At 53.3% G+C, this 12,762-nt stretch carries 14 protein-coding genes; 8 read left to right on the top strand and 6 right to left on the bottom strand.

The features are described from left to right. Positions 1-444: 444 nt before the first annotated feature. Together ACT3RU_RS10930 and ACT3RU_RS10925 are read right to left on the bottom strand one after the other, a co-directional pair. Positions 445-807, bottom strand: coding sequence for a helix-turn-helix domain-containing protein (locus tag ACT3RU_RS10930; RefSeq protein WP_225733795.1), 363 nt, complete (start codon positions 805-807; stop codon positions 445-447). After that, complete coding sequence (locus tag ACT3RU_RS10925) at positions 804-1,100, bottom strand: type II toxin-antitoxin system HigB family toxin (protein ID WP_192527471.1); 297 nt, start codon at positions 1,098-1,100, stop codon at positions 804-806. The genes ACT3RU_RS10930 and ACT3RU_RS10925 overlap by 4 nt, the downstream gene beginning before the upstream one ends. Positions 1,101-1,630: 530 nt before the next feature. On the opposite strand from ACT3RU_RS10925, the gene ACT3RU_RS10920 reads away from it, so the two are divergent. The 4 genes from ACT3RU_RS10920 (at position 1,631) to ACT3RU_RS10905 (ending at position 5,609) form a co-directional block, all read left to right on the top strand. Further along, positions 1,631-3,400 (top strand): SLC13 family permease, encoded by a 1,770-nt coding sequence (locus tag ACT3RU_RS10920; protein WP_192527472.1) that lies wholly within the window; start codon positions 1,631-1,633, stop codon positions 3,398-3,400. A 121-nt stretch (positions 3,401-3,521) separates the two neighbouring features. Further along, the gene (locus ACT3RU_RS10915) at positions 3,522-4,187 is read left to right on the top strand and encodes an alpha/beta hydrolase (protein WP_192527473.1); all 666 of its coding nucleotides are present in this window, start codon (positions 3,522-3,524) and stop codon (positions 4,185-4,187) included. Positions 4,188-4,464: 277 nt separating this feature from the next. Further along, a complete protein-coding gene (locus ACT3RU_RS10910; RefSeq protein WP_192527474.1) occupies positions 4,465-4,617 on the top strand; it encodes a hypothetical protein in 153 nt (50 codons plus the stop codon). After that, complete coding sequence (locus ACT3RU_RS10905; protein WP_192527475.1) at positions 4,614-5,609, top strand: YihY/virulence factor BrkB family protein; 996 nt, start codon at positions 4,614-4,616, stop codon at positions 5,607-5,609. Before ACT3RU_RS10910 ends, ACT3RU_RS10905 begins: the two co-directional genes overlap by 4 nt. A 78-nt stretch (positions 5,610-5,687) precedes the next feature. Here the strand turns inward: ACT3RU_RS10905 and ACT3RU_RS10900 are convergent, their stop codons facing one another. Continuing rightward, positions 5,688-7,097: a PhoH family protein gene (locus tag ACT3RU_RS10900; RefSeq protein WP_087109719.1), complete on the bottom strand. Its 1,410-nt coding sequence runs from the start codon at positions 7,095-7,097 to the stop codon at positions 5,688-5,690. A 202-nt stretch (positions 7,098-7,299) separates the two neighbouring features. Further along, on the bottom strand, positions 7,300-8,169 hold the full coding sequence (locus tag ACT3RU_RS10895; RefSeq protein WP_087109717.1) for a LysR family transcriptional regulator: 870 nt from the start codon (positions 8,167-8,169) through the stop codon (positions 7,300-7,302). A 122-nt stretch (positions 8,170-8,291) separates the two neighbouring features. Between ACT3RU_RS10895 and ACT3RU_RS10890 the strand changes: the two genes are divergently transcribed. Next, entirely contained in the window at positions 8,292-9,158 is an 867-nt protein-coding gene (locus ACT3RU_RS10890; RefSeq protein ID WP_192527476.1) for a cation diffusion facilitator family transporter, read from the top strand. A gap of 99 nt (positions 9,159-9,257) precedes the next feature. Here ACT3RU_RS10890 and ACT3RU_RS10885 read toward each other — a convergent pair whose 3' ends face one another. Next, positions 9,258-9,443: a DUF3008 family protein gene (locus tag ACT3RU_RS10885; protein WP_192527477.1), complete on the bottom strand. Its 186-nt coding sequence runs from the start codon at positions 9,441-9,443 to the stop codon at positions 9,258-9,260. A 123-nt stretch (positions 9,444-9,566) separates the two neighbouring features. Between ACT3RU_RS10885 and ybaK the strand changes: the two genes are divergently transcribed. From ybaK to ACT3RU_RS10870, 3 genes are all read left to right on the top strand, one after another. Beyond that, positions 9,567-10,034 (top strand): Cys-tRNA(Pro) deacylase, encoded by a 468-nt coding sequence (gene ybaK, locus ACT3RU_RS10880; RefSeq protein WP_192527478.1) that lies wholly within the window; start codon positions 9,567-9,569, stop codon positions 10,032-10,034. 104 nt (positions 10,035-10,138) lie between these two features. Next, entirely contained in the window at positions 10,139-11,536 is a 1,398-nt protein-coding gene (gene dbpA / locus ACT3RU_RS10875) for an ATP-dependent RNA helicase DbpA (protein WP_192527479.1), read from the top strand. Between the two features lie 62 nt (positions 11,537-11,598). Continuing rightward, on the top strand, positions 11,599-12,456 hold the full coding sequence (locus ACT3RU_RS10870) for a PA4780 family RIO1-like protein kinase (RefSeq protein WP_087109706.1): 858 nt from the start codon (positions 11,599-11,601) through the stop codon (positions 12,454-12,456). An 89-nt stretch (positions 12,457-12,545) separates the two neighbouring features. Here ACT3RU_RS10870 and ACT3RU_RS10865 read toward each other — a convergent pair. Continuing rightward, positions 12,546-12,762, bottom strand: a 217-nt coding sequence (locus tag ACT3RU_RS10865) for a transketolase-like TK C-terminal-containing protein (protein WP_483392678.1), incomplete at its 5' end; no start/stop codon positions are given.

Here is a 12,762-nt window from a genome sequence, read left to right as displayed (position 1 = left end):
ATCCCTGTCGAATGGATAGAGTCTGCTCTTCACCTTTCTGGATGACCGTTCTCGACCATCAAGGCCGAGGACGGTAAAAATATCCAAAACCCGCTATCCAGTAAATCGCAAGGCGGCGCCGCTTAAGTGAACAGCATTACGAGCCTAGCGCCGGGGCTTTTTGCTATCCACTGCCCAACCACCCCATGATGCTCTAACCAAAATATGATTAGGTGGATGGGGTGAGGTTGATGATAGGCGTAGCCACGGCTTTGTTACTGGCGGGATGTAGTGATCCAGGGCCACCACAGCCTGATACGTCGGTCGAAATAGGCGATGAAGGTGTGATATCCGATGCCGTAGGGATTTGTAATACGGTTGAACTTTTTGAGACACAGCAGAAATGCGGTTAGAGTCTTTTGATGGGCAGGAAGGATTCAATCCCGCCGAAGCGGGGTCTGGTGGTTAGGCGACCTGATTCATAAGACTGTCGTAAGGGATTTTTAGGCCGTCATGAAGTCTTTTTATCATGCCCAGGCTTAGCTTGCGCTTACGATTCAATACTTCAGAGACGCGGCCACTAGAACCGATATAAGCCTCAAGGTCGCGCTGCGTTAGCCCCTGTTGCTCCATGCGAAATTTGATAGCTTCGATGGGGTCGGACGGGCCGATGGGATAGTGCTTATCCTCGTACTTCTCAATAAGGATGGAAAGCACTTCAATTTCATCGGCTTCAGGAGAGTCTGGCGCGGCACTCCAAAGCTCTTCTAGGCGAGCGAAAGCGCGATCAAGGTCGCTATCATTACGGATGGGCTGAATGTTCATCATATTGTCTCCGCATCAACTTTATCGTACTGAGCATGGGTGCCGACGAATCGAACCCAGGCAATTTGCTGCTCATAACGAATGGATAGGACTACCCGGTACTTATTGCCGCCGATATTGAAAACAGCGCGCCCACCTTTCAGGATGCTTGCTGTTCTAATATCAGCCTTTAGTTGCTGTGGTGTTTCCCAAGATGCCTTTAGCATCATGTTATACCACTCGGTCAGCGGGGTTTCGGCATCGCCATAGCCCTGCACCCAAAACTCTTTCAGCGTACGCTTTGCTATGACTCTCATGCCACCTCCCAATATGGGATATTGTAGCGCCTCCCAATTTGGGAGTAAAGTTTGATTCCAGCAAGCTAGCGCCGCCTCTCCCCCCCCTTAAAGCTAAGATTGGTTAGAACGCCCATATCGTCAGATGCCGCTAAGCGCGTCCTTAGTGATCGACTGCATGCCTTTCAGGACCCAAGTCAAGGGGCGCTTGCGGCGGAGGGCTGAAGGAGGCTGAATTCTTGGCGCGAGAGAATGAAGAAACGCGATACCGTATTTCGATCGATTCCAGTGGCACCATGGATATATCGCCTACTGCCTACTAGGGCGCTTATTTATTCTCAAGGGCTTGAGATAGGAAGACCCCGCCGAAGCGGTAATGCTGTTCGGTCATCGTCAAACCTTAACCGAACAGCATTACGCTCACGAGCGGGTTTTTTTTGTGTGTGAATTTTTTATTCCATTTTGGTATTTAAATGTTTCTAAAAATAACTTTTTAGAATATGTGGTTGAGGTCACAATAGCGCATTACTTTTTGTTAGGAGTGTCGCGTTATGACACTGGATGCATGGATTGCGATAGCGGTGGTGGTCACCATCTTCCCGCTAATGACCGTCTCGCGCTTAGGGCCCGACATCATTTTGCTTGGCGCTGTCATTGTACTGATGACCTTGGGTGTTATTGAGCCAGCTCAGGCGTTAAGTGGCTTTTCCAACAGTGGACTGTTTACGGTCGCTTTTATGTACGTGCTGGTGGCTAGCATCCGTGAAACAGGCGGTATCGATCTTATTATTCGCTATGTATTGGGGCGTCCTAAAACCGAGCGGGGTGCTTTGTTGCGGTTACTGCTGCCGGTGGCCTCTTTAAGTGCTTTTTTAAATAACACCCCTGTAGTGGCTACCTATATACCGGCTGTTATGAGCTGGAGTCGGCGGCTGCGACGCTCCCCCCAGCGGCTGCTGATGCCGTTAAGTTTCGCCTCTATTCTTGGCGGTACGATTACCTTGTTTGGCAGCAGCACCAACCTGGTGGTGTATGGGCTGCTGACGGAGCGTTATCCCAATGTGACCATGGGCTTGTTTGACCTTGCTTGGGTGGGTGTGCCGGTCGCCGTGGTAGGGCTTGCCTATCTGGTGATTCTGGGGCCGCGCCTGCTACCTGCCCGCGAGGGGTTGGCCAATGCGTTCGCTAACCCGCGTGAATTTACCATTGAGATGGAGATCGACCGAGAAGGCGTTTTGGTTAATCGAACGGTGGAGGAGGCTGGGCTGCGCCACTTGCAAGAGCTGTTCCTGGTTGAGATCGAGCGTGACGGTAATATTGTGAGTGTTGTGGGGCCTGGCGAGCAGTTAAAGGGTGGCGATAGGCTGGTGTTTGTGGGCACCAGCGATGCCGCTGTTGAATTACAGCAAATTCGTGGATTAATACCCTCGCACGATCATACCTCCAGCCTTGAAAAAGAGTTCAAAGAGCGCCGCTTGGTCGAAGCCGTAGTGTCGAACCAGTGCCAGTTCATTGGCCAGCGCATTCGAGATGGCCGTTTTAGGACGCTTTATGGTGCGGCCGTACTGGCTATTTGCCGAGGCGGTGAGCGTGTCACCGGCAATCTGGGGCAGGTACGCCTGCAGCCCGCTGATGTGCTGCTACTGGAAGCGCGTCCTCCGTTTATTGAGCGTCACCGTCAGTCAAAAGACTTTCTCTTGATCAGTGAACTAAATGGCTCTGCGCGGCCTGTTCATGAAAAAGCACCGCTCGCCTGGGGGATTTTGCTGGGGGCGGTATTGCTGGCTGCATTCGGCGTTTTGAGCATGCTAAATGCCGCGATGCTGGGCGCTGCACTGGCGCTTTTAAGCGGCTGCTGTTCGGTTGAAGCTGCCCGGCGCGGGCTGGATGGCCAAGTGCTTTTGACGATTGCTGCCTCGTTTGGCGTAGGAGCCGCGCTTCAGAGTTCGGGCGCCGCAGATGCTATTGCCGGTGGCGTACTGCATGTCGTAGGCAGCAACCCTTGGCTGCTATTGATAGGTACGTACTGTGTCGTGGCGCTGCTAACCGAGCTTGTCACTAATAACGGTGCTGCGGTCATCATTTTTCCGGTCGTCATGGCCGCCGCCGAGAGCCTTGGCGTAAACTCAATGCCTTATGTGATCGCGATAATGTTTGCCGCTTCGGCCAGTTTTTTAACGCCTATTGGCTATCAAACCAACTTAATGGTGTATGGACCCGGCGGTTATCGTATCAGTGATTTTATGCGCGTAGGTGGTGGCCTAAACGTGCTAACCGGGGCCATCGCACTCATATTGATTCCTCACGTGTGGCCCTTTTAAGCGTAATCATTCGCTGTGAATGCCGGTTTACGTTAGGGTCTGTTAATGTTTCATCACCGCTTGCGCTAAACGTTCAAGCGCCCTAATTGTGTGCTTTTTCAATTAAGTAAGGATAAATATCATGACGGACCCGGGCGAACTGATTATTGAGCCGCAAAACGGTCAACCTGCCGATGCCTGTGTGTTTATCATTCATGGCTTAGGTGCCGATGGGCATGATTTCGAGCCTCTGGTGCCCGCGCTTAACCTTCCTGAAGATGCCCACGTACGGTTTATTATGCCGCACGCACCACGGCTGCCGGTGACCGTTAACGGCGGCATGGTGATGCCCGCCTGGTACGATATTCTGGCGATGGACCTGGGGCGCCGTGTTGATGAAGTACAGCTGAAATGCTCTGCGGAGCGTATTCAGGCACTGATACAGGAACAGATTGATCACGGTATCGACAGCCAGCGGATTATCGTGGCAGGGTTCTCTCAGGGGGGCGCAGTGGCTTATCAGGCGGCGCTATCTTTTCCGTTGCCGTTAGGCGGGTTGCTGGCAATGTCGACCTACTTTGCCACGGCAGACTCAATTGAGTTAAGTGACGCCAACAAGGCAATTCCGATTGAGGTGCATCACGGTAACCTGGACCCTATCGTGGCAGAGAGTTTGGGACGGGCTGGGTTTGATCGCCTAAAAGCCCAAGGCTACACCGCCAACTATCGCCAGTACCCTATGGCTCACGCACTTTGCCCTCAGCAAGTGGGCGATATTGGCCAGTGGTTGAGTACTCTTCTGAAGTAATCCTTACATCGACAAGTGATCAAAAGATAGGCAAAGTAATTTGTCTATAAGCCGCTGCAAGGATAGCAATGGCAGTAATCTCGTCGGTAGACCTCATCGAGGCTGTATTAGCGCTGTATCTTATGATGGCAGCGCTGGTTTGCCCATTTGATCGCCATTGGCGTACACGCCCTCCGCCTGCAGGCGACTTATGGTGGCCTTATGCGTGGCTCGTTCAAAATGCCTTGGTAGGGTTCGCTCTGCTGGGCAATAGTTTGGCGATGTTAAAGCAGCGTCTGTGGATATTACTCTGGCCATTGAAAATCGGATGATGGCGCGCGTAACTCAACTAACGGCCATGGAAAGCTGGATGCGCCACCATACGAGCGGCTTGATGGTGGCGTTAGCCATTGTTTTGGCACTGTTATTAATCTGGGAAGGGTCGCCATGAGTCACGAGAGTCCACAGAACCACCGAGGGAGACGTGCCAAAAAGCCCGATGAGATTCCACGCCGTGGGTGGCTTGATATTGTATGGAGGGTGTTGCGCGCCGCTAAGCGTGACCGCCTTACCATGTTGGCGGCTGGTGTCGCGTTTTACGCTTTGCTGGCACTATTTCCTACCATTGCAGCAGTAATATCGCTGTGGGGATTACTGTTTGATCCGGTGGAAGCAGGGCGGCAGCTTTATGAAATAAGCCGTTTTATGCCCCCGGATGCGGCAAACCTTATTGATCAGCAGACTCAGACAGTGGTTGAAAGTGCCGAATCTGGCAACGTAATGGCGGTGCTTTTAGGGCTGTTGGTCGCTATGTATATCGCTTCCAAAGGCGTGGGAGTGCTCGTGGTGGGGCTGAATGTGGTTTATGGCGAAAGGGAGCGGCGTAACTTCTTTCTTCGCGGTGTTGTGTTGGTGCTACTGACGTTTGGCCTGATTGGCATGACCCTGGTATCGCTTGGCTTTATTGCGATTGTGCCTGTGGTGGTCGATGCCTTAGCGGTGGACGATCCTTTCGATAAAGTGTTTAAGTGGCTGCGCTGGCCTGCCTTGTTGATCATCATGAGCTTTTTAATTGCCCTGTTGTACCGATTTGCGCCTTATCGGCGTGCCGCGCAATGGCGCTGGTTAAGCTATGGCACGCTGCTGGCGACCACCTTATGGTTACTTGGGTCAGGCGGGCTTTCACTTTATGTACGCTACTTTTCAAGCTTCAGTGAGCTTTATGGGTCATTGGGCGCCGTGGTTGTACTGATGATGTGGTTTTGGTTGTCTGCGTTTGTGGTACTGCTAGGTGCAGAAGTGAACTGTGAAATGGAGCGCCAGACCTATAAAGACACCACTATTGGTGAAGAGCGCCCATTAGGTGAGCGCGAAGCCTTTGCCGCCGATACGCTGGGGGTTGAAAGCCCTTGGAACGGTGATAAAGAAAAAAACCGCCAGTAGCTAGCTGGCGGTTTTACCGTACGTTTGCGTATTAGGCGGTTACCCTCTCTGTAAGAGCCCTTTTTAGAACAGCTTTTTTTACAAAAGCTCTTCAGCCGCCAGCGCCAGGCGCGAGCGCTCAACGCTTTTGAGCGTAATATGCCCGGCGTGTGGCCAGTCACGGAAGCGCTCAACCACGGCCGCCATGCCGCAGGTATTGGCGGTTAGATAGGGTGTGTCGATTTGCCCCACGTTGCCTAAACAGACAATTTTGGTATTACGTCCGGCACGGGTAACCAGTGATTTAAGCTGTTTGGGTGTAAAGTTTTGTGCTTCGTCGATAATCAAAAAGGTGTCGTTTAAGGTGCGCCCTCGCATAAAGCCTGGTGAGCGAATTTGCACGCGTGAGCCAATCAGTTGCCGTGTTGCGCCATTATCCCAGGTCGACTCTCCTTCGTCATTGCGCAGCAGGTTATCCATATTGTCGTGGAAGGCTCCCATCCACGGCGACATCTTCTCCTCCTCGGTGCCGGGCAAAAAACCAATGTCCTCGCCCATCGGAATAGGTGCGCGGGTAAACACGATGCGCTCAAACTGCTTGGCATCCAGGGTTTGCTGGAAAGCGGCGGCCAGCGTCATAAAGGTCTTACCCGTGCCCGCGTTGCCGGCAATGGTGACCAGATCAATGTCCGGGTCCATCAGCAGGTTCAGGGTAAAGTTTTGACGGCTATCATGGGCGTGAACGCCCCACACGCCAGCGTGGTGGCGATAGTTGGTCAACAGTTGTAACCGCGCTGATGAGGGCGACAGCTCACGAATAATGGCCTCAAACTCAGCGCCATTCTCGCTGTCGGAGACAAGCATTCCCAAGTGCCAGTGACGGGGCATGTCGCCACTTAATTGATAAAACGTTTGGTGCTCCACCCGCTCAACGCTGACATCAACATTCAGCGCTTCCCAAAGTGCCCCGCCGTTGTGTCCCGCCGATGCGTACACCTGGGCACCCTCAATCATGGCATCGCTGTCTGAGAATGCCCGGTCGTTAAAGTAATCCTCCACAGGGACTTTTAGCGCGGCTGCCTTTACGCGCAGGTTGATATCTTTGGTAATTAGAATGACCGAGGCATCGGGGCGCTCATCGCGCAGCCGACAGGTTTCCGCCAGAATACGGTTATCTGGACTGTCGTCCATCGAGTCGAAGGGCTTTAAATCGTTGAAGCAGAGAAAGTGCAGGCGTCCAGATTCGCCGCTAATACGTGGGATGGGGATGCCGCGTTGAATCTCGTCAAAAGTAACCTGGTTGGTAAGATCAGAGAGCGTACGGCTAACTTGACGTGCCGTACGAGCAATCTCACGAATTCCGTTTTTATGCTTATCCAGTTCCTCAAGAACAGTCATGGGGATAACCACGTCATGCTCTTCAAAGTGGTAGAGCGCTGCGGGGTCATGGATTAGGACATTGGTGTCCAGGACATAAAGCCTTGTCGCTTTCTTATCGAGTCTTACCATCGGGCGATAGCTCCTTGGTTGACGGCAACATCGACACTGGCAGCTACATCTTACGCCTAGATGACACTTGCCTGTGTCGTTCCTCTGGCGTGTCTTTAAATCTCCTTGTGAGGCACTTTTTATAGCGTGGAAGGATATTGCGCTTTTTTCCACTGCTATATTTCAACGAAGTGACTACTCATACATTTCACCGAAGTGGCCACTACTGCGCATTTCCTAGAAAACGCGCCACTTTGTTAAGGAGAGCGGTGGCCACTACGCCCAGATTTTCACCCTCAACATAGCGGTAATAGTGGCTGTCCAAGGCAAGATCGTGATTCAGTGAACAGAGCTGATCACTTTCCAATGCTTCTTTAACCAGTGGGTGGGGAAGGAGCGCCCATCCCGTGCCGTTTATTACCGCGTCTCGGATCACCTCAAACATGGTGAAGCCCAGGTAGTTCGCGGAAAACAGCGCCTCGCTCACCAGTTTGTCGTCCTGAATGTGGGTTAAGCAGACTTGCGTGTATTGGGCGAGATCATCGCGATTGACGCTGGGCAGCCGACTCAGTGGGTGCTGTGGAGAGGCCACTAAGCGCATACTTACAGGTGCCAGATTGGCTGCATGGGTGGCAACGCCTTCGGCGGTATAAAGCCCAAACGCAATATCGACGGTTTGGCGCAGAATAAATTGGCTGTGCTCCTGCGGCGGAACAAGATAAACCGATACCGCGGTTAGCGGGAACTGCTGCTTCAAATCGTGCATAACCTGGCGCCAGAGCTGCTCGGGAAGCGCATCATCGCGGGCAATACACAGTTGGTTTTCAACCCCTTGCAGATGTTGGTGGCAGTGCTTTTTGATTCGATTGGCACTTGTTAGTAGCCGGTAACAGTCGGGTAGTACGCTTTCACCTACGGCGGTTAGTGTCAGGCTATTTCCCGAACGTTCAAACAGCGCCACACCCAGGCTATCTTCCAGGGCATGGACCGCCGCGCTTAGCGTACTGCGCTTTATGCCTGACTGCCGCGCAGCGGCGGCAAACGAGCCGTGCTCGGTAACTTCAACAAACGCCTGGACTTGTTCAGCTCGCATACGGAGTCTCGTGGTTGAGCGCTATTTTTTTTAGCGCTGAGCGATTCGTTAAACGTTAGTACACCCCTTACCATGCAGCACGATTTTCTACAACCCTGCTAAATCAGAACGGAGTTTTCTGCGTGACCCCCTTTATTGCTGAGCGCCGTGCGCTAAGATTTTCAGCTATTTCAGCAAGCTTTTTTGCGCTGTCTGGCTTGGTCCTCGGATTAGCCAGTGGCTCTATCACGATTTTATTCGATAGCGGATATTCGCTGTTAAGCCTTGTTCTCGCTTCGCTCTCACTGCTTGCGTTACAGCATGCCCGCAAACCCGCGGATGATCACTACCCCTTTGGACGGCTAACGGTAGAGCCGCTAGCGGTGCTGCTCAAAGGCGTGGTGATTGCGCTGGTATGTCTGTTCTCTTTAGTGTCAGCCGTGTGGAGCCTAGCGCAGGACGGACGCTTGGTGACACTTGATTTGGCTTTGTTATTTGGTGTCGCTAACGTGAGCGGCTGTTTGTTGACCTGGTGGTGGCTAAAGCGCTATGCCCGTATTGCTCGTTCCTCCTTATTGGCGGCTGAGCTGCGTCAGTGGCAAATGGATACCTGGTTAAGCGCGGCGGTAATGCTTGGTTTTGCACTTACCTGGGGACTCACGTTAACGCCTTGGGCAAGTTATGCGCGGTTTGCAGACCCGGTAATGGTGCTGGTCATTGCAGGCTACTTTTTACCCATGCCTATCCGCATGGTACGTGGAGCGCTTCGCGAACTGATGTTTGGCGAACCCATGGGCAGCATTCGCCAGGATATGGTGGAAGAGATCGCCGATTTTGATATCGCCAGTGACGATGTGCGCTTGGCGCAGGTGGGCAGTTTTCTGATGGTGGATATCCAGCTCGACAAGCAGCAGATCGATGATGCTGAAGAGATTGTGGAGAGCGTTGAGCAGCACTGCTTGCAGCGTAATTTGCGCCCTATCACCAGTATTACCCTGGTGGCCACGTAAACCGGGGGTAATAGCATTGTAACTTTCGTTAGTGTTCATCATAACGCCTGCTTAATGAAACGGGCGTTATGATGTAAAAGCGGAGCACTACAAGCGCAGTTAATCGCCTTTCTTCTCTGGTTTGTCTTTGCGTTCGGTGCTTGCCATCTCCTCAAGCTCCTCTTCGCTCATCGAGTCGTACATATCCTTGGAAGCATCATAAAGCTCGCTGGGCTTGGTTTCTCCACGTTTGGCGGAAAGAGCAGCGCCTGCGGCTTTTTGCTGAGCTTTCGATGTGGCTGGCATAATAAGGCTCCTTTCGGTTGACTTCCCTTTAGCGCTTACGCTATTTAGCGTAGCAGGCAGGAAGAGGCTTTCCAGAGCGCGCCACGAGGGCTGCCCAACTTTACTAAACATCAAGAGAGCGCCATGACACCAGCCATTAATACGGCCAAAAAAGCGGGTATCCCGTTTGAAATTCATGAATATCAGCACGATGTAGCGGCAGAGTCCTACGGCCTGGAAGCCGCTGAAAAACTGGGGGTGGCCGCCGAGCAAGTATTCAAGACCCTGGTAGTAACGCTGGACGGCAAGACGCTTGCCGTGGGTATCGTGCCGGTCACTCAGCAGTTGGGCCTAAAGCAGATTGCCAAGGCCGCTGGAGCTAAAAAAGCCGTCATGGGGGTACCTGCCGAGGTCGAGCGTGCCACTGGCTATGTGTTGGGCGGGGTAAGCCCCTTGGGGCAGAAAAAACGCCTGGCAACCTATATTGATGCGTCGGCTGCGGGCTTTGCCACTATTTTTGTCAGCGCCGGGCGGCGTGGGCTTGAAATTGAGCTGGCGCCCAATGATCTGGCAACCCTTTGCAATGCTGAGTTTGCGCCACTAGCGGTATGAGATACACGCAGGGGCAGGCACTTTCTGGTATGGTGCTTCACATTAAAGTGCATCCGTATTAGTTACCTCTTTACTGGCCGTTAAACGGCCCTGCAGGTTTTATTGTGTCAGACGTCTCCTTCTCGTCGCTCGCCTTACCGGCCACGCTGCTTACTAACCTTGAGTCGCTGGGTTATCACCAGATGACGCCTGTTCAGGCGCAAAGCCTGCCGCCCATGCTGGCCGGGCGGGATGTGCTGGCACAGGCCAAAACAGGCTCGGGCAAAACAGCGGCGTTTGGTTTGGCGCTACTCGCTGAACTACGGGTTGAAGTATTTTCTGTACAGGGCCTGGTACTTTGCCCCACTCGTGAGCTTGCTGATCAGGTGGCCGAAGAGCTGCGCCGTTTGGCGCGAGCCATGGCTAACGTTAAAGTGTTAACACTGTGTGGCGGAGCGCCGTTTGGGCCACAGTTAGGCTCGCTTGAGCATGGCGCGCATATCGTTGTTGGTACCCCGGGGCGTATTGAAGAGCATCTGCGTAAAGGTTCGTTGACGCTGGGTTCGCTAAGCACGCTTGTGCTGGATGAAGCGGATCGTATGCTCGATATGGGCTTTCAAGCATCATTGGACGCGATCATTGCGGAAACCCCGGCGGATCGCCAGACGCTGCTATTTAGCGCTACCTTCCCTGATGAACAGGAGTCCGGTGGCTTGGCGGCCATGACGCGCGGTGTCATGATTGATCCTGTCAGCGTTAAAGTGGCTGAGGTGCATGACGCCACTACCATTGATCAGCACTTCTATGAAGTGCCCAGTGAAGATGCCCGCTTTGATGCGCTTAAACAGCTGTTGCTGGTCAATCGTCCGACGACCAGCGTGGTGTTTTGCAACACCAAGCGCGAAACTCAGGCGGTAGCTGATAGCCTGGTGGATGCCGGTTTTAGCGCGGTAGCGCTGCACGGCGATTTAGAGCAAAAAGACCGTGATCGTATTTTAATACTCTTTGCCAACCAAAGTGCGTCAATCCTGGTGGCAACCGATGTGGCGGCACGTGGCCTGGATATTGCGCAATTGGATGCGGTGTTTAACTATCAAATTGCCCGTGAGCTAGAGGTCCATGTTCACCGCGTAGGGCGTACCGGGCGGGCTGGTGCCAGTGGCATTGCCTGTACACTGGTAACCCCTCAAGAAACCTATCGCCTGGGGCGCTTGGCAGAGCTTCTGAGCGAGCAGCTCACCACAGAAGCGCTTCCTAAAGCCACACAAACAGCCCCCTTTGAACCTCCGATGGCGACGCTGCAATTAGCCGGTGGCAAAAAGGATAAACTGCGGCCAGGCGATATTTTGGGTGCCCTGACCAGCGAAGGCGGGCTGCGCGGCGATCAGGTCGGTAAAATTAAAGTGTTGGCCCGCAGTGCTTATGTCGCGGTTGAGCGCAGCGCCGTTCAAAAAGCCCAAGCCAAACTCGAACGTGACAAACTAAAAGGGCGCGCCTTTCGTGTGCGTCGCATTCGCTATTGAGTGCCAGAAACTGTCCCTACTTCTAACTGTTTCTACTTCTATAGGAGCCATTGCAGCTAGCCATGAAAACACCCAAACGATTACAGCCCCTGGTCGATGACGGCCTGATCGATGAGGTGCTGACGCAGTTGATGAGCGGCAAGGAAGCACAGGTTTACGTGGTGCGCTGTGGCGAAGAAGTACGCTGTGCCAAGGTATTTAAGGAGGCTAAACAGCGCAGCTTTAAGCAGGCGGTACAGTACCAGGAAGGGCGTAAAGAGCGTAATAGCCGGCGTGCCCGGGCCATGGCGAAGAAGACCCGCTATGGTCAAAAAGAGCAGGAGCAGGCGTGGCTAACTGCGGAAGTAGATGCGCTTTATCGCCTTGCCGCGGCTGAAGTACGCGTACCCAAGCCTTTCGGTTTTGTGGATGGCGTACTGCTCATGGAGATGATTACCGATGCCGAGGGCGCTGTTGCGCCACGCCTGGATGACGTAACACTGACCCACGAGCAGGCGTTGCGCTATCACGATAAAGTCATCAAGGATGTGGTGCGCATGCTCTGTGCTGGCCTGATCCACGGCGACTTATCGGAATTTAACGTGCTGGTAGATGCCGAGGGGCCGGTTATTATTGACCTGCCCCAGGCCGTGGATGCTGCTGGTAACAATAGCGCCGCTGCCATGCTTGAGCGTGACGTTAACAATATGCGCGCCTACTTTGGCCACTATGCGCCAGAACTGCTAAAGACCCACTATGGCAAAGAGATGTGGGCGCTTTATGAGGCAGGCGAGTTGCATCCAGAGAGTAAGTTGACCGGTCACTTTGACTTCGATACTCACATCGCCAATGTCGATGAGTTGATGGAAGTGATCGATGACGCCAAAGAAGAAGAGGCTGAGCGTCAGGCGCGGATGCGCGATGACGAGGATGAAGATTAAGCTTATTGGTAGCCAGCGTTGGTAATCAGGGCATGGCATTTGTGGTGATGCTAGCCATGCCCTGAGTAGAACGTTGTTCAGCTTTTTTCTTACCTTAGCATTTCTTCTGCCGTGCCAAGAATATTCTCAACCGTAAAGCCGAAGTGCTTGAACAGCTCACTCGCGGGGGCGGATTCGCCGAACGTGGTCATGCCGATCACACGGCCGTCCAGACCCACATACTTGTACCAGTAGTCGGCATGCGAGGCTTCAATGGCAATGCGCTTGGTGACCGCCCTGGGCAGTACGCTTTCCCGGTACTCGGCA

Origin of the sequence: Halomonas sp. TP35 (assembly GCF_052375975.1) — a bacterium.
Lineage (GTDB): Bacteria > Pseudomonadota > Gammaproteobacteria > Pseudomonadales > Halomonadaceae > Vreelandella > Vreelandella citrativorans.
This window is presented reverse-complemented; position numbering and strand designations above follow the sequence as displayed.